Source organism: Clostridium sp. BJN0013 (assembly GCF_040939125.1).
GTDB lineage: Bacteria > Bacillota > Clostridia > Clostridiales > Clostridiaceae > Clostridium_B.
Genome location: NZ_CP162495.1, coordinates 2,773,565 through 2,787,882, shown reverse-complemented (window position 1 = coordinate 2,787,882; position 14,318 = coordinate 2,773,565). Strand labels below are relative to the sequence as shown.

Below are 14,318 nucleotides of genomic sequence, written 5' to 3'. Positions count from 1 at the left end.
GGAGTGCCACCGCCCAAGCAATTAAAACTTATCAAGTGGATCAAAGTTTTTCTTTGCTTTTTCTTTCTTGTGCTTTTTGATGGCGTCATTAATTTCAGTTACGACCCAGAATAGGGCTCCGATGATAAACACGCCGTATAAAGTAATAAGTTCAATAACAAGAATAGTTTCCATATGTTTACCTCATTTCTTTGATTGTCTAAGGTGGCAGGTTTTCCTACCACCCGGATTGTCAGTTACCGTTTAGGAAAGGAAGTCTTCATCATCCTCAGTAGCGAAGTCATCCTCGGCGTTAGACTTGCCGCCAAGATGCTCGCCATCACGGATCTTCTGAAGGTTATTAAGGGAACAAGCAATACCCTTATTTCCGTTGGTGTTGAATGCGTAGAAGTTAACACTGGCACGACCGTAAACACCGGAATAAATCTCAGAGCGCTCGATGATAGGCTGACGGTCCGCATCTACAATGCCAGGAGCTGAGCTGTTGTTGGCATTCATAAAGTAGGCGTTTGCGTAAGTGGGATCATCAGGACGTTCTACATCGCCATCGCGAAGAGGAGTCTTAAGGGTTGCAAGAGGCGGTACCGAACGACCATTGCCTTTGAGCTTACCTTCACCTTCGTGGTAAGCCGCTTCTATTGCAGCTTTAATCTTAGCGATGGTCTTCGTGTCGGACTTAGGGATAATGAGAGATACACTGTACTTAGGGGTGCCACCATTTATGGATTTAGGCTCCCATGCATTCACATAGCTCCAACGGGTATCAGGGCCAGTAACTACTTTTAACGGATTAACTGTCTTTGTCATGATTTATTTCCTCCTTAATTTTCATCAAAATCTTCAAATGCTGAGTTGTATTCAGGTCTCTTGTCATCAGCGGTAACAAGGACCGGTTTTCCAGGCGGCTTAAAGGTTAGCCCACCGAGAATATCTTCAAATGTCTTCTTGCCGAGAAGTGCTGTCATGGCGGTAATGCCGAGTAATTTCTTCTCATAAGGGTCTTTACCAGCTGCAATAACGACATCAGCTACCGCAGCTTCGTCGGTGTACTTCCTGTTGGAACGACCGGCGACTAATTTAAAGCCTTCAAACTTGGTACCGTTCAGAGCTTCCTTCAGAGCATATTCCTTGACATCATTGGCCCAAGATACCAGCTCGTCGGCTTTTGTAAGGATGGCTGCGATCTCGTCGTTATCGAGAGTAGCGGGTTCTTCGAAGTCATACTTTGCGAGCTCCAGATTGTATTCAGCACGCTTCCTGCAGGTTGCTTTAGCCTTACAAAACTGGCAGTGCTCGCCAGCCTTGTATTCGCCCTCGCCCTTGATAGCAAGCTGTGCAGTAGGAGCCAATACTTCCTCAGCCCACTTGATTAGTTCGCCCTTTGAGATGCTGTATTCGCTAATGTTTTCTCTACGCGGCTGATAGATGATCAGGTGGATATTGTCAATGTCGTAAATGCCATCGAAAAGTGCCAAGCCTCCAAGTGCATAGCAGAACATTTGTGGATTTCTTTCCGCTGAAACCTTGATTCCAAGCCCGTATTTGTAGTCAATTACGGTAAGAGTGCCGTCTGCAATAATCAAACAGTCAACATGACCATAACCTTCCGGGACATATTTCGAGAAATCGAGCTTCTGCTCAATAAGTATCTGAGGATCATCACAGGTTTCTTTTGCTTTCTCAAGCTGTTCAAGTACAAAGGCTGCATAGTATTCAGCGTGGCTGTTCATTTCCTCATCGTAGAAGCTTAAAGATTCAGTCGGGTCCTTTGTGTTAAGCCCCAGCAATTTTTCAAGCTTGTACTGTGCGAGTGTATGGGCATCAGTGCCTTCTTGTGCAAAGCTGCTGGACGCATCTTCAAACTTCTTACTAAGTAGAGCCGATGGTGGGCAAGCAATCCACTTGTGTGCGGATGAGGCTGAAAGCAGTGCATGTTTTACGCTCATTTAATTGCCTCCGCATCCGCAAGTAATGCGGCATACTGTGACGGGTCTACGCTGGAGAGCTTATCTGCACCGTATTTTTTCAGAAGTCCCTTAAGCGCTTCTGTGTATCCGGCTCTGGACATTTCTGCAAACTTCTTGCGAACATCTAAGAACGAATACTCTGGTTTCGGTTCCTCTGTCGGTATTGCGGGTGCTTCCATAACATTTTCGGGCTCGTCACCTGAACTTGAAAAAATCTCTGTAAGCGAGTCAGCAATGTTAATGAGAGTTTTGCCGCAGTCCCTAAGTTCAGAAAGAACCTGACTAAGTTCACTCATCTTGCTCATTTGGAGTACCTCCTTCCTTCTTTTCTTGTTCCTTTGCAGACAAGGCTTTGATTTTCTGAGCCAGTCTCTTGGATACAACGCTTATGGCTGTGAGGGTGTCAGCAAGTTCTTCATCAAACTGCTGATCTTTTGAAGCCTCTACATTCGTCTGTGTCTGCATTGTGTTACCTCCCTTTCCGAGAGGAGTGCTCCCTCTCTAATAGTCCCAGGACAGTTTTGTGTGGTTTGAACGAAAAATCTTTTGTGATTTTTTCAGGCCACACATTTTTCATGTCCTTCACTAATCCCAGGACACTTAAAACGAAAATGAACGAAAAAAGACAGCAGATTTTTAGGTCTGCTGTCGCTTAAATAAGGAAGGAAAAATTTATTTTCAAAAGTTCGTTCAAAGCGGTGCTTTCTGTCCTGGGACTGGTAGAGGGACTTTTATGCCGCTCGAATCTTAATAAGGAGGTTCGCTTATGAACGAACAGATGAGATGTAAATATGGTACCGGCGGAGTGGACAAGAAAAACGGTGAAGGCTATCCCGACCCTACCGCATACGAGGCGCTGACAAACATCAAAAAGGAAGACAAGGTCTTCAAACCGCTCGTGTATATCTGCTCACCTTATGCGGGTGATGTAGAAAAAAACACTGAAAGAGCCAAGATTTATAGCCGCTTCGCTGTTATCGAAAGAAATGCTATCGCTTTTGCACCACACCTACTTTTTCCTATGTATCTTTCGGATGATGATCCTGCGGAACGTGAGCTTGCACTTTTCATGGATATAGTCTTCTTAGGTAAATGCAATGAGCTGTGGGTGTTTGGTGAAAACATCACGAAGGGCATGCAGATGGAAGTTGATAAGGCAAAGAAGCGCCGCATGACCATTCGTTATTTTACCGAGGACATGGAGGAGGTTGAAACATGCAACTAACAATTTGTACTGCAAATTGCACCGGCAATCAAAAGAACTGCCTCTATCCAAATAGGAACGTTGTCACGTCGGCCGAAGAATTAAAAGAAGCCGCAAAGCTAGACCACGTTTGCGCGGAGTATAAGAACAACTATCGCAGTGCAGATAATTTCTTAAAGTCTGATGTCATCGTCATGGATTGCGATAATGATCACACTGAAAATCCGGATGAGTGGATAACACCAGAGGCATTGGATGAAATTTTAACGGATATTTCATATGCGATTGCTCCCAGTCGTCACAATATGCTTTCTAAGGATGGAAAAACTGCAAGGCCCAAGTTCCATGTTTACTTTTCTATAGAAGAGCTAACAGATGCGGAAGGATATGTGGCTATAAAAAGAGCTATCCATGCTCAGTTCCCCTTCTTTGATGATAACGCTCTGGATGCAGCACGTTTTATCTATGGGGCTGATACCGGTGAAGTTATCTGGCATGAAGGTTGGCTCACGATTGATGAATTGCTGGAGAATGTTCCTGCGCCTACAAATACAGGTCGCAGCAATTCAATACCTGAAGGTCAACGCAACAATACTCTGTCTCGTTTTGCTGGCCGCGTTGTAAAGAGATACGGCAGCACAGATAAGGCCCATGAGATTTTTCTGGAAGAAGCTAAGAAATGTGATCCTCCTATGGATGACGAAGAACTTACAGCTATCTGGAATAGTGCTATCAAGTTTGTAAGAAAGGTGCAAGGTCAGGAGGGGTATGTTCCTCCAGATGATTACAATTCTGACTTTGACTCGTTGAGACCCTCCGACTTTTCTGATATTGGCCAGGCAAAGGTGCTTACTCGTGAATATGGCAATGAGCTCTGCTACACCGATGCCACAGATTATCTTCGTTTTAACGGTGAGTATTGGATGGAATCAAGGCAGCAGTCGATTGGTGCGATGGAAGAGTTCCTCGATTTACAGCTTCAAGATGCCCTTGGCGAGGTGGAAAGCGCTCTTAATGCCTTACTTGCTTTGGGTGAAAAGGAAGAAGATATTCTTGCTGGCGGTAAAAAGTATGAAGCTTCACTTTCAGGAGATCCATTAAAGGCATTTAAGAAGTATCAGTCGGCTATTGCTTATAGAACTTTTGTAATGAAGCGCAGGGATATGAAATATGTCATCTCAGCATTGCAGGCTGCAAAGCCAATGCTGGAAATCAAGGTGAGCGACTTAGACAAGGATGAGTTCCTACTTAATACACCGGGTGTTACGTTTGACCTTCGCAAGGGTCTGGCCGGTGGTCGTGCTCCAGAGGCAGCGGATTATATTACAAAGCAAACAACCGCTTCTCCGGGTGATAAGGGTGAGCAAATTTGGTTAGATGCTCTGAACACTTTTTTCTGTAATGATCAAAAGCTGATTGATTACGTTCAACAGATTGTTGGCCTTTCTGCAATCGGTAAAGTTTACCTCGAAGCTATCATCATTGCCTATGGTGGAGGCCGCAATGGTAAGTCCACCTTTTGGAACAGCATCTCAAGGGTGCTCGGTTCATACAGCGGTGCGATCTCAGCAGATACACTTACAGTTGGTTGTCGCAGAAACGTAAAACCTGAAATGGCAGAGCTTAAGGGCAAACGCCTCATCATTGCTTCCGAACTTGAAGAGGGCATGCGCCTGAACACTTCAATTGTGAAACAGCTTAGCTCTACTGATGAAATCGAAGCTGAGAAAAAGTATAAGGACCCGTTCAAGTTTGAGCCTTCTCATACACTGGTGCTTTACACGAATCATCTTCCGAGAGTCGGTGCCAATGATGATGGTACTTGGAGACGTCTTATAGTCATTCCGTTTAATGCAAGAATTGAAAATAAAAGTGACATCAAAAACTACGCCGACTACCTTGTTAAGAATGCAGGCTCGTACATCATGAGCTGGATCATCGAAGGTGCAAAGAAAGCTATTGAGGCTAACTACCATTTCAGTGTTCCAGCATGTGTTCAGGAGGCCATTGAAGCGTACAGAGAAAATAATGACTGGCTTGCTTCCTTTTTGGAGGATTGCTGCGAAGTGGATAAAACCTACCAGCAAAAATCCGGTGAGTTTTATCAGGAATACCGTGCCCATTGTGGGCGCAACGGCGAGTACACAAGAAGCACAACAGATTTCTATACTGCTTTGGAGACTGCTGGGTTTGAACGCAAAAAAACCAAAACAGGTAGCTTCATTTATGGCGTGCGCTTAAAGGAGGAAGAGTTTCTAAGTTGAGTTGCACCGAGTAGCACTGACCTAATATGGTGACGGTCAGTTACGGTCATATATAGAACTTCGCATTAGAGAAAAATTTATAAAAAATTCTTTATATAAGAGGTTTATGAGGAGACTTACACAGACCGTCACCAATTTTGATGGAGATATTGCGATGAGAGAAAAAGAAATAGAAAAGAAGTTAACTTTGGAAGCAAAAAAGCGTGGCGGGCTGGCGGTGAAGTTTGTATCTCCTGGCTTTGATGGTATGCCGGATAGAATCGTTCTAATGCCTGAAGGAAAAATGGCCTTTGTAGAAGTGAAGTCCCCTGGTAAGCGCCCGCGCCCATTACAGATGGCAAGGCACAAATTGCTTAGAGCATTAGGCTTTTTAGTTTTTGTACTAGACGACGAGAGTCAGATTGGAGGGATTTTAGATGCAGTACAATCCGCATGATTACCAGAAGTTCGCTATCAATTATATTGAATCCCATCCGGTGTCGGCAGTACTTCTTGATATGGGTTTAGGAAAAACAAGTATCGCTCTTACTGCGATTAATGACCTGCTGTTTGATTACTTCGAAGCCCATAAGGTGTTAGTAGTAGCACCACTTCGAGTGGCAAGAGACACTTGGCCTGCTGAAATTGAAAAATGGGATCATCTATCCGACCTTATCGTTTCTGTTGCAGTAGGAAGCGTCACTGAAAGGGTTCAAGCGTTAAAAGCTGCAGCCGATATCTACGTAATCAATCGTGAGAATCTTTCATGGCTCATTGATGAGAGCGGACTGACCTTTGATTTCGATACAGTTATAATTGATGAGCTTTCTTCCTTTAAAAATCATCAGGCCAAGCGCTTTAAGTCTTTTATGAAGGTGCGTCCTAGAGTAAAACGCATTATTGGAATGACAGGAACACCAAGCAGCAATGGACTAATGGATTTATGGGCAGAGTTCAAATTGCTTGACATGGGTGTAAGACTTGGAAGGTTCATAACTGCGTTTCGTACAAACTACTTTATGCCGGACAAAAGAAATGGCCAGATTATTTATAGTTACAAGCCTCTTCCCGGAGCAGAGAAATGCATCTACAAGAAAATTTCCGATATTACAATTTCAATGAAGTCTACTGATTATCTTAAGATGCCTGAACTGGTCAGTAGTGAATACACGGTTATGCTTTCTGAAAAAGAGGCAGAACGCTATGACGAATTAGCAAAAGACCTTGTACTTACGCTTCCTGATGGTGAGGTTACTGCTGGGAATGCTGCAGCACTTTCCAACAAGCTCTGCCAGATGGCTAATGGTGCAATTTATAACGACAGCGGAGAAACTCAGGTCATCCATAATCAGAAATTAGATGCATTGGAGGACATTATTGAAGCCGCTGCCGGAAAGCCAATACTTGTGGCCTATTGGTATAAGCACGACTACGAAAGAATCGTAGAAAAGCTTCGTAGTATAAAGGTTCCATTTTCTAAGCTGGATACCGCTGAAAGTATTCAAAGGTGGAACAACAAGGAAATACCAGTAGGTTTAATTCATCCGGCATCTGCAGGACATGGCTTAAATCTTCAGGCTGGTGGCTATTGTATTGTGTGGTTCGGTCTTACCTGGTCATTAGAGTTATATCAACAGACAAATGCTAGGCTCTGGCGTCAGGGCCAAACAGCTGAAACGGTTGTGGTGCAGCACATCGTTACCAAAGGCACTATTGATGAGCGTATCTTGAGGGCTCTTTCCTTAAAGGACAAAAGCCAGTCGGCGCTTATCGAAGCTGTCAAAGCTGATCTGCAAATGAGAGTCAAATAAAGACAATCCGTGCCAATCCGAGAAACAAAAACTTGGAGGTGCGATATGGAACCATATGAAAGTTTAGCGAATGCGATTATAGTACAGGCAGTCAAAGACTACCGGGAAGCCTTACAGCGTTTGGACCGTCACCCGGAGAAAAATGATTACAAAGTTGAGGTTAACTCTCTTGAGCGCTTCTTCTGTTCCGGCTGGTATCAGATGTTGACTGATCTTGACGGTGCCATCTTAATACGCAAGATACGAGAAAAGCTAGAGGTGACCTGCCTGTGACTGCTAAAGAATATCTGTCCCAAGCCTATCGTTTGGACCAGCGTATCAACAGCAAGCTGGAGCAGATTGCTTCGTTGAATGAACTGGCAACCAAATGCACGTCGACGTTAACGGGGATGCCACGTAATCCGAGTCATGGCACATCTATGATGGCGGACGCTATTTGTAAAATCATTGATCTTCAGAGCGAGATCAACAGAGACATTGATCGCCTTGTGGATTTAAAGGGTGAAATAATAGGAGTCATAAAAGCGGTAGACAGTTTGGAGTGTCAGACGCTCCTTGAGCTACGATACTTATGTTTTAAATCGTGGGAACAAATCGCGGTGGACCTGGGATATAATGTACGCCATGTCTATCGACTGCACGATGTTGCTACCTCAATGATTAAACTTCCTGAAACAAGTCAGTGAATGTCACTGTTTGTCAGTGTGGTTCGTGTGTTACTATTACAATAGAGAAATAGAATTCCAAAGGCCATCGTGGAGAGATCTGCGGTGGCTTTTGTTATGCCCTGAAAGTGAGGTGAACCAATGCCCTACAAACCTAAGCGTCCCTGTGCTTACCCCGGCTGCGGTCGGCTTGCTGTACGCGAGCAATACTGTGCCGAGCATCAAAAAGCAATGGATAAACAGTACAACCAGTATGAACGTGACCCTGCTTCCAACAAGCGATATGGTCGTGCTTGGAAGCGTATCCGTGACCGCTACATCAAGTTGCATCCTCTTTGTGAGGAGTGCGAGAAGCAAGGCAAGCTCACTCCTGCCGAAGAGGTACACCACATCCTTCCACTCTCCAAGGGCGGCGGCAATGAGAAGAGCAATCTCATGGCTCTTTGTAAATCCTGCCACTCTAGAATTACTGCCGAGAGCGGTGACCGGTGGGGGCGGTCAAATCTCTAAAACTATTTTTAGCGGACAGCGGCGTGGGGCTTCGTGTTAAAAAACGCGGTTTCAAACGAGGGAATAGCCCCAACCCTGCTAAGTGAGGTGAAAATATGGCGAAAGACGGTACAAATCGAGGCGGTGCTCGTGTAGGTGCAGGTGCGAAAAAGAAGCCCCTGACTGACAAAATTGCCGAAGGCAATCCAGGAGGCAGAAAACTGACGGTGATGGAATTTAAGGATACGGCAGACCTAAAAGGACTTGAAATGCCCGAGCCCAATAAAATCCTGGAAGCTATACAAAAAGACGGCAAAGCACTGGTTGCAGGAGAAATCTACAGAAATACATGGCAGTGGCTAAACGAACGTGGATGTGCTGTTCTCGTATCGCCGCAGTTATTGGAACGCTACGCTATGAGCGTGGCTCGTTGGATTCAATGTGAGGAAGCTGTCACTGAATATGGCTTTTTAGCAAAACACCCGACTACGGGTAATGCCATTCAAAGCCCTTATGTGGCAATGGGTCAGAATTACATGAACCAAACCAATCGGTTGTGGATGGAGATCTTCCAGATCGTTAAAGAAAACTGTACAGGAGAATACAACGGCGCTAGCCCGCAGGACGATGTAATGGAACGTCTGCTCATGGCAAGGCGAGGAAAATAAATCAGATAGGAGGAAAATATGATTACTTATAAAACAGCAGAAAGTGTCTGCATGGGACATCCGGATAAACTCTGTGATCTCATTGCTGACAATATTTTGGATGCTTGTCTTCGTAAAGACAAAGCTTCCCGCGTGGCCTGTGAGGTCATGGCGACCAAAGGTAAAATTATCGTGGCGGGCGAAATCACCTGCAGCGGTAAAGTAGACATACGCTTCATCGTAAAAAATGTACTTCGTGAGGTGGGATACAATCCGTGGAAGTTCACAGTATTTGTTTTTGTACACCAGCAAAGTGCAGACATTGCGGCGAGTGTAGATAATGCGCTCGAAGCACGAAATGGTGTCAATGACCCATACGGTTCTGTAGGAGCCGGTGACCAAGGCACGGTTTATGGTTACGCCACCAATGAAACACGTGAGAACCTGCCCCTCCCACTGGTGCTTTCCCATCGCATTGTAAAACGCATTGACAACTGCCGCAAAGGAAAACTCATTAAGGGTATTCTGCCTGACGGCAAAGCACAGGTTACTGTGGAATATGAGGATGGCAAGCCCAAGCGTGTGAAAGCCATTGTAGTTTCAGTTCAGCATGATAAGGGTAAGACACAAGAAGAATTGAAAACGGATATCATCAATAATGTACTTTGGCAGTGTTTTGAGGATTTTCCGTTTGATGATGATACTGAAATCCTTATTAATCCCTCCGGCAGATTTGTCGAAGGTGGTCCCGCTGCCGATACAGGTTTAACCGGCAGAAAAATCATGGTCGATACCTATGGTGGTCTTGCGTCTCACGGCGGAGGTGCCCTTTGTGGCAAGGACCCAACCAAGGTTGACCGAAGTGGCGCGTACATGGCGCGATACATTGCAAAGAACATCGTATGGAGCGGTCTTGCAGAGAAATGCGAGGTCGCTCTTTCTTATGCTATAGGAAAGGCAAACCCTGTGGCAGTTGACGTGACTTCCTTTGGTACTGGCAAACTCACCGATGATCAGCTTACCAATATTGTGCAGGATGTGTTTAACCTCCGACCGGCGGCAATCATTGAAAAACTAAGGCTGCGAAATTCAATCTACTCCGATACGGCGGCCTATGGTCATTTCAATTCCTGTCTGTTCCCGTGGGAGGATGTAAATATGTACACAAATTTAAGAAAGGCGGCTGAGAAATATGCAGATAGAAAAACTGAAAACTGAGCTATTGATTCCAGCCGACTACAATCCTCGTAAAGATTTGAAACCCGGTGACCCAGAATATGAAAAGCTGAAACGCTCCATCGAGCAGTTCGGTTATGTTGAACCCGTTATATGGAATAAGACTACATCTCATGTTGTCGGTGGCCACCAGCGTTTGAAGGTGCTGCTTGATATGGGCATCACCGAAGTCGAGTGTGTGGTTATTGAAATGGATGAGGAAAAAGAAAAGGCCCTCAATATCGCCCTCAATAAGATCAGCGGTGATTGGGATAAGGATAAGCTGGCTCTCCTCATTGCGGATTTGCAGGGAGCGGACTTTGACGTGTCCCTCACCGGCTTTGAGCCTGCCGAACTTGATGCGCTTTTTAAGGATTCGCTTAAGGACGGTATTCATGATGATGACTTCGATGTGGATGCTGAACTGCAAAAGCCTGCACTCACCAAGCAAGGCGATGTCTGGAAGCTTGGGCAGCACAGGCTAGTCTGTGGTGATTCTACTAAGGCTGACACTTTCACGCTACTGATGGACGGGAAACTCGCAAATCTTGTGGTAACCGACCCTCCATACAACGTCAACTATGAAGGTTCGGCGGGCAAAATCAAAAACGACAATATGGGAAATGAAGCATTCTACAATTTTCTGCTTGAGGCGTTTAAGAACACCGAGGCGGCAATGGCGAAGGATGCTTCTATTTATGTGTTTCATGCAGATACTGAAGGTCTGAATTTTAGAAAGGCATTCTCTGAATCAGGTTTCTACCTTTCCGGTACTTGCATCTGGAAAAAGCAGTCGCTTGTTCTCGGTCGATCACCTTACCAATGGCAGCATGAGCCTGTTCTTTTCGGCTGGAAGAAGTCTGGAAAGCACAACTGGTATGCCGATCGTAGGCAGACCACCATCTGGGAATTTGAGAAGCCGAAGAAGAATGCAGACCATCCTACCATGAAGCCTGTGGCACTGGTAGCATACCCGATTCTCAACTCAAGCCTGACCAACTGCATCGTGCTCGATCCTTTCGGTGGTTCGGGAAGTACTCTTATTGCATGCGATCAGACAGATCGTATCTGCTACACCGTTGAACTGGATGAAAAGTACTGCGACGTGATTGTAAAAAGGTATATTGAGCAGGCCGGGAACGCAGATAGTGTATTTCTATGGAGAGATGGTACGGAGTATAAGTATAGTGATCTGCAGGAAATAAATGCTGACGACTAAATTCCATCTACACAAAACGCCGCCGATCAATCGAAACAGTTTCCCTACAGAAATATGCTCGAAACGACTTGCTATTTACAGCGCTCAGAGTGATATATGTAGTACCGAAAAAGAAAGGCGGTATGAAAAATGCAGATTAATTATAATGTTATAGGCGCACAACGAAAATCACTGGTAGGAGCAATCAGCCAGGAATTAAATGCTCCGACAAAATACCTCGGTGCACCAACCTTCGCTTACGAGGTAGGCGGCTACCACATTGACAAGAATGGGATACTCAGAGGAGATGACAATCCCGAACTGGTTGCTGACCTTCAGGGATTGCACGACTTCAAAGCTATTACAGAAGAATACGACGCTCCACTCCCGGAAGCTGAACCTGTACCAGAGGATATTCAAATTCCTTACGAAGCCGCTCTTGGTGGCAGGGTCAGCCCTTACTACGATAACGAGGAGCCACCTGCATACGGGGAATCCGAGCAAGAGGATACGCTCGAACCTAACCGATTGACCATCGAGATGCCAAGGTCGGCTTTTACCGATATGGCTCTTGAAAACCTCAAGCGATTGGTTGAAAGCAAATCCTCTCTAATCCAAAAGGCTCTCGGTACTGATTGCACCCATATCATTACAGGTGAAGAAACTATCAGCTTCCCTTGGTTTCAAGGAGAGCTTACTTCAGATGAGGTCAAAAGCTACACGCATTTTGTTACTGCATTATGCGAGATGGCAAAAATACAGCAAAGAGTCAATGCTACCGAAAAGCAAGTGGAAAATGAGAAGTATGCTTTTCGATGTTTCCTCATCCGGCTTGGTTTTGTCGGCACTGAATACAAGATGGAACGTAAAATCCTGCTAAAGAACCTATCAGGCAATAGCGCCTTTAAGAATGGCGCTCCGATTAAAGCTGAGGAGGTAATGACTGATGAATAACTTTCCATCAAGGGAGACGGTGGAACGCATCCGTAAGCAATACCCATCTGGCACACGAGTGGAATTGGTACACATGAACGACCCTTATTCGAAACTAAGGCCCGGCGACCAAGGAACCGTGGACTTAGTGGACGATACAGGTACAATTTTCTGCTCATGGGATATCGGTTCCTCTCTGGGTGTTGTGTACGGAGAAGATGCGGTGCGGAAGTTGTAAGGGTATGGCCTCGTAGAAACACACCCATAATTTGATGTGTTTTATTTCTCGGATTTCGCTTGCTATATAAACCTTTTAGAGTGATATATGTACATGCGGAAAGCGCAAAACATACACATTCAGGAGGAAAACCACATGTTTACAAGCAGATTCGGGATTGAGATTGAGTTTACAGGCATTACAAGAAACGACGCGGCCAAGGTTGCAGCCGACTTCCTAAACGGAACGGTTACACACACCGGCGATTATTACGATACCAAGAAGGTAACGGCCCCGGACGGACGGGTTTGGAAGTTTATGAGCGACGGCAGCATCTCCTGCCAAAAGAAACAAGGCCGCCAGAAGGTAGCTGCCACCCGCGATTATAGCGTTGAGCTAGTAAGCCCCATATTAACCTACCGCGAGGACATTGAAATACTTCAGGAATTGGTCAGGCAGCTTCGTCACGCTGGCGGATTTGCAAACAACTCCTGCGGAATTCACATACACCTTAACGGCTCGGACCATACACCGAGGAGCATAAGGAACTTCATGAACATCATCGCTAGTAAGAATGACCTTTTTTACAAGGCTTTGCAGATAGCACCTGAACGAATGAGTTACTGCAAAAAGATGGATAGCCTCCTGGTCGAGAAAATAAACCGACGCAAACCGAAAACGATGGAAGCCATAGAGAACCTTTGGTACGAGGGCTACAGCGAAAGCACCAGCCGCCACTACCATTCAAGCCGATACCATTTTCTTAACCTGCACAGCTTTTTCACCGGCAACCATACGGTCGAGCTTCGAGGCTTCAACAGCGAACTACACGCAGGTAAGGTAAGAAGCTACATTGTTCTCGCCCTTGCTCTCAACCACCAGGCACTCACACAGAAATGCGCCTCGGCAAAGAAACCGCAGGCTGAAAATGAAAAGTTCGCAATGCGAACCTACCTCAATCGCATCGGTTTCATCGGCGAGGAATTCGCAAACTGCCGGGAGCACTTGACCGCCCACCTGGACGGCTCGGCTGCTTGGCGATTTCGGGCAGCCTGAACGGTTGCCCCGCAAAAATAAGGAGGACAAAGACAATGAATAAAACATTCTATCTCGCCTATGGCTCAAATCTTAACCTTGAGCAAATGGCGCACCGTTGCCCCACAGCAAAACCTGTCGGGCCAGTAGTTTTGAAGGACTACCAGTTATTGTTTCGAGGGGCACACGGCGGCTCTGTGGCGACCGTGGAACCTTTTAAAGGCAAGACAGTCCCATGCCTGCTGTGGGAGATTACCCCGGCTGATGAAGCGGCACTCGATCGCTACGAGGGTTTTCCGTTCCTCTACCGAAAGGAAACAGTCAAAGTCAAACTTGGCAAAAAGAACGTAGAAACTATGGTTTACATCATGAATGAAGGTCGACCACTCGGCACTCCAAGCTGCTTTTATTACAGCGTTATCTTAAATGGCTACAAGACTGCAGACTTCGATATCGGTATTCTAAAACAGGCTGTGGAGGATTCTAAGGAGGTCGAAAATGGATAAGAAGATAAAGGAACAGATTCTAGCCATCCGCGCAACAGGTGAAACGAACATGTTTGATGTGCCGAAGGTGAAGGAAATCGCTATGAGAGAGGGATACGCTGAGTTACTTGTTTACCTCGCGGATAACACTGGTGCATATGCCCGTTTTATTCTGACGGGCGAAGAGAAATAAATACTAAAACACAGAG

The 14,318-nt window shown here is 45.6% G+C and carries 20 protein-coding genes; 15 read left to right on the top strand and 5 right to left on the bottom strand.

Annotated elements, in window-relative coordinates; translation table 11 throughout:
- Positions 1-21: 21 nt before the first annotated feature.
- The 5 genes from AB3K27_RS14345 to AB3K27_RS14325 form a co-directional block, all read right to left on the bottom strand.
- Positions 22-174, bottom strand: a complete 153-nt coding sequence (locus tag AB3K27_RS14345; protein ID WP_175561963.1) for a hypothetical protein — start codon at positions 172-174, stop codon at positions 22-24.
- Positions 175-243: 69 nt separating this feature from the next.
- Complete coding sequence (locus tag AB3K27_RS14340; RefSeq protein ID WP_368488085.1) at positions 244-807, bottom strand: DUF2815 family protein; 564 nt, start codon at positions 805-807, stop codon at positions 244-246.
- 14 nt (positions 808-821) lie between these two features.
- Positions 822-1,946, bottom strand: a complete 1,125-nt coding sequence (locus AB3K27_RS14335) for a DUF2800 domain-containing protein (RefSeq protein WP_368488084.1) — start codon at positions 1,944-1,946, stop codon at positions 822-824.
- Positions 1,943-2,272 (bottom strand): DNA ligase, encoded by a 330-nt coding sequence (locus AB3K27_RS14330; protein ID WP_277444855.1) that lies wholly within the window; start codon positions 2,270-2,272, stop codon positions 1,943-1,945. The genes AB3K27_RS14335 and AB3K27_RS14330 overlap by 4 nt, the downstream gene beginning before the upstream one ends.
- The gene (locus AB3K27_RS14325) at positions 2,256-2,432 is read right to left on the bottom strand and encodes a hypothetical protein (RefSeq protein WP_177214809.1); all 177 of its coding nucleotides are present in this window, start codon (positions 2,430-2,432) and stop codon (positions 2,256-2,258) included. Before AB3K27_RS14325 ends, AB3K27_RS14330 begins: the two co-directional genes overlap by 17 nt.
- A 301-nt stretch (positions 2,433-2,733) precedes the next feature.
- Here AB3K27_RS14325 and AB3K27_RS14320 point away from each other — a divergent pair, with 301 nt between their 5' ends.
- The 15 genes from AB3K27_RS14320 (at position 2,734) to AB3K27_RS14250 (ending at position 14,302) form a co-directional block, all read left to right on the top strand.
- On the top strand, positions 2,734-3,192 hold the full coding sequence (locus tag AB3K27_RS14320; RefSeq protein WP_368488083.1) for a DUF4406 domain-containing protein: 459 nt from the start codon (positions 2,734-2,736) through the stop codon (positions 3,190-3,192).
- A complete protein-coding gene (locus AB3K27_RS14315; protein WP_368488082.1) occupies positions 3,183-5,435 on the top strand; it encodes a phage/plasmid primase, P4 family in 2,253 nt (750 codons plus the stop codon). The genes AB3K27_RS14320 and AB3K27_RS14315 overlap by 10 nt, the downstream gene beginning before the upstream one ends.
- 154 nt (positions 5,436-5,589) lie before the next feature.
- Entirely contained in the window at positions 5,590-5,871 is a 282-nt protein-coding gene (locus AB3K27_RS14310) for a VRR-NUC domain-containing protein (RefSeq protein WP_368488081.1), read from the top strand.
- Positions 5,852-7,225 carry an SNF2-related protein gene (locus AB3K27_RS14305; RefSeq protein WP_368488080.1) on the top strand — a complete coding sequence of 458 codons (1,374 nt, stop codon included), beginning with the start codon at positions 5,852-5,854 and terminating at the stop codon, positions 7,223-7,225. Before AB3K27_RS14310 ends, AB3K27_RS14305 begins: the two co-directional genes overlap by 20 nt.
- A gap of 45 nt (positions 7,226-7,270) precedes the next feature.
- Positions 7,271-7,498: a hypothetical protein gene (locus AB3K27_RS14300; RefSeq protein ID WP_368488079.1), complete on the top strand. Its 228-nt coding sequence runs from the start codon at positions 7,271-7,273 to the stop codon at positions 7,496-7,498.
- A complete protein-coding gene (locus AB3K27_RS14295; protein ID WP_368488078.1) occupies positions 7,495-7,911 on the top strand; it encodes a hypothetical protein in 417 nt (138 codons plus the stop codon). Before AB3K27_RS14300 ends, AB3K27_RS14295 begins: the two co-directional genes overlap by 4 nt.
- Before the next feature lie 120 nt (positions 7,912-8,031).
- On the top strand, positions 8,032-8,400 hold the full coding sequence (locus AB3K27_RS14290) for an HNH endonuclease (protein WP_368488077.1): 369 nt from the start codon (positions 8,032-8,034) through the stop codon (positions 8,398-8,400).
- Positions 8,401-8,495: 95 nt separating this feature from the next.
- Positions 8,496-9,047, top strand: a complete 552-nt coding sequence (locus AB3K27_RS14285) for a P27 family phage terminase small subunit (protein ID WP_368488076.1) — start codon at positions 8,496-8,498, stop codon at positions 9,045-9,047.
- A gap of 18 nt (positions 9,048-9,065) precedes the next feature.
- Positions 9,066-10,244 (top strand): methionine adenosyltransferase, encoded by a 1,179-nt coding sequence (metK, locus tag AB3K27_RS14280; protein WP_368488075.1) that lies wholly within the window; start codon positions 9,066-9,068, stop codon positions 10,242-10,244.
- The gene (locus AB3K27_RS14275) at positions 10,219-11,460 is read left to right on the top strand and encodes a site-specific DNA-methyltransferase (RefSeq protein ID WP_368488074.1); all 1,242 of its coding nucleotides are present in this window, start codon (positions 10,219-10,221) and stop codon (positions 11,458-11,460) included. The genes metK and AB3K27_RS14275 overlap by 26 nt, the downstream gene beginning before the upstream one ends.
- Before the next feature lie 129 nt (positions 11,461-11,589).
- Positions 11,590-12,393 carry a virulence protein gene (locus AB3K27_RS14270; protein WP_368488073.1) on the top strand — a complete coding sequence of 268 codons (804 nt, stop codon included), beginning with the start codon at positions 11,590-11,592 and terminating at the stop codon, positions 12,391-12,393.
- Complete coding sequence (locus AB3K27_RS14265; RefSeq protein ID WP_368488072.1) at positions 12,386-12,610, top strand: DUF4314 domain-containing protein; 225 nt, start codon at positions 12,386-12,388, stop codon at positions 12,608-12,610. Before AB3K27_RS14270 ends, AB3K27_RS14265 begins: the two co-directional genes overlap by 8 nt.
- Before the next feature lie 135 nt (positions 12,611-12,745).
- The gene (locus AB3K27_RS14260) at positions 12,746-13,645 is read left to right on the top strand and encodes an amidoligase family protein (protein WP_368488071.1); all 900 of its coding nucleotides are present in this window, start codon (positions 12,746-12,748) and stop codon (positions 13,643-13,645) included.
- A gap of 35 nt (positions 13,646-13,680) precedes the next feature.
- Positions 13,681-14,130, top strand: a complete 450-nt coding sequence (locus AB3K27_RS14255; RefSeq protein WP_368488070.1) for a gamma-glutamylcyclotransferase family protein — start codon at positions 13,681-13,683, stop codon at positions 14,128-14,130.
- A complete protein-coding gene (locus AB3K27_RS14250) occupies positions 14,123-14,302 on the top strand; it encodes a DUF5049 domain-containing protein (protein WP_073587021.1) in 180 nt (59 codons plus the stop codon). Before AB3K27_RS14255 ends, AB3K27_RS14250 begins: the two co-directional genes overlap by 8 nt.
- Positions 14,303-14,318: the final 16 nt, after the last annotated feature.

Excerpts from the sequence above, each read along its gene's own strand:
- AB3K27_RS14345 (WP_175561963.1), bottom strand. The coding sequence starts at position 174 with ATGGAAACTATTCTTGTTATTGAACTTATTACTTTATACGGCGTGTTT.
- AB3K27_RS14340 (WP_368488085.1), bottom strand. The coding sequence starts at position 807 with ATGACAAAGACAGTTAATCCGTTAAAAGTAGTTACTGGCCCTGATACC.
- AB3K27_RS14335 (WP_368488084.1), bottom strand. The coding sequence starts at position 1,946 with ATGAGCGTAAAACATGCACTGCTTTCAGCCTCATCCGCACACAAGTGG.
- AB3K27_RS14330 (WP_277444855.1), bottom strand. The coding sequence starts at position 2,272 with ATGAGCAAGATGAGTGAACTTAGTCAGGTTCTTTCTGAACTTAGGGAC.
- AB3K27_RS14325 (WP_177214809.1), bottom strand. The coding sequence starts at position 2,432 with ATGCAGACACAGACGAATGTAGAGGCTTCAAAAGATCAGCAGTTTGAT.
- AB3K27_RS14320 (WP_368488083.1), top strand. The coding sequence starts at position 2,734 with ATGAACGAACAGATGAGATGTAAATATGGTACCGGCGGAGTGGACAAG.
- AB3K27_RS14315 (WP_368488082.1), top strand. The coding sequence starts at position 3,183 with ATGCAACTAACAATTTGTACTGCAAATTGCACCGGCAATCAAAAGAAC.
- AB3K27_RS14310 (WP_368488081.1), top strand. The coding sequence starts at position 5,590 with ATGAGAGAAAAAGAAATAGAAAAGAAGTTAACTTTGGAAGCAAAAAAG.
- AB3K27_RS14305 (WP_368488080.1), top strand. The coding sequence starts at position 5,852 with ATGCAGTACAATCCGCATGATTACCAGAAGTTCGCTATCAATTATATT.
- AB3K27_RS14300 (WP_368488079.1), top strand. The coding sequence starts at position 7,271 with ATGGAACCATATGAAAGTTTAGCGAATGCGATTATAGTACAGGCAGTC.
- AB3K27_RS14290 (WP_368488077.1), top strand. The coding sequence starts at position 8,032 with ATGCCCTACAAACCTAAGCGTCCCTGTGCTTACCCCGGCTGCGGTCGG.
- AB3K27_RS14285 (WP_368488076.1), top strand. The coding sequence starts at position 8,496 with ATGGCGAAAGACGGTACAAATCGAGGCGGTGCTCGTGTAGGTGCAGGT.
- metK (WP_368488075.1), top strand. The coding sequence starts at position 9,066 with ATGATTACTTATAAAACAGCAGAAAGTGTCTGCATGGGACATCCGGAT.
- AB3K27_RS14275 (WP_368488074.1), top strand. The coding sequence starts at position 10,219 with ATGCAGATAGAAAAACTGAAAACTGAGCTATTGATTCCAGCCGACTAC.
- AB3K27_RS14270 (WP_368488073.1), top strand. The coding sequence starts at position 11,590 with ATGCAGATTAATTATAATGTTATAGGCGCACAACGAAAATCACTGGTA.
- AB3K27_RS14265 (WP_368488072.1), top strand. The coding sequence starts at position 12,386 with ATGAATAACTTTCCATCAAGGGAGACGGTGGAACGCATCCGTAAGCAA.
- AB3K27_RS14260 (WP_368488071.1), top strand. The coding sequence starts at position 12,746 with ATGTTTACAAGCAGATTCGGGATTGAGATTGAGTTTACAGGCATTACA.
- AB3K27_RS14255 (WP_368488070.1), top strand. The coding sequence starts at position 13,681 with ATGAATAAAACATTCTATCTCGCCTATGGCTCAAATCTTAACCTTGAG.
- AB3K27_RS14250 (WP_073587021.1), top strand. The coding sequence starts at position 14,123 with ATGGATAAGAAGATAAAGGAACAGATTCTAGCCATCCGCGCAACAGGT.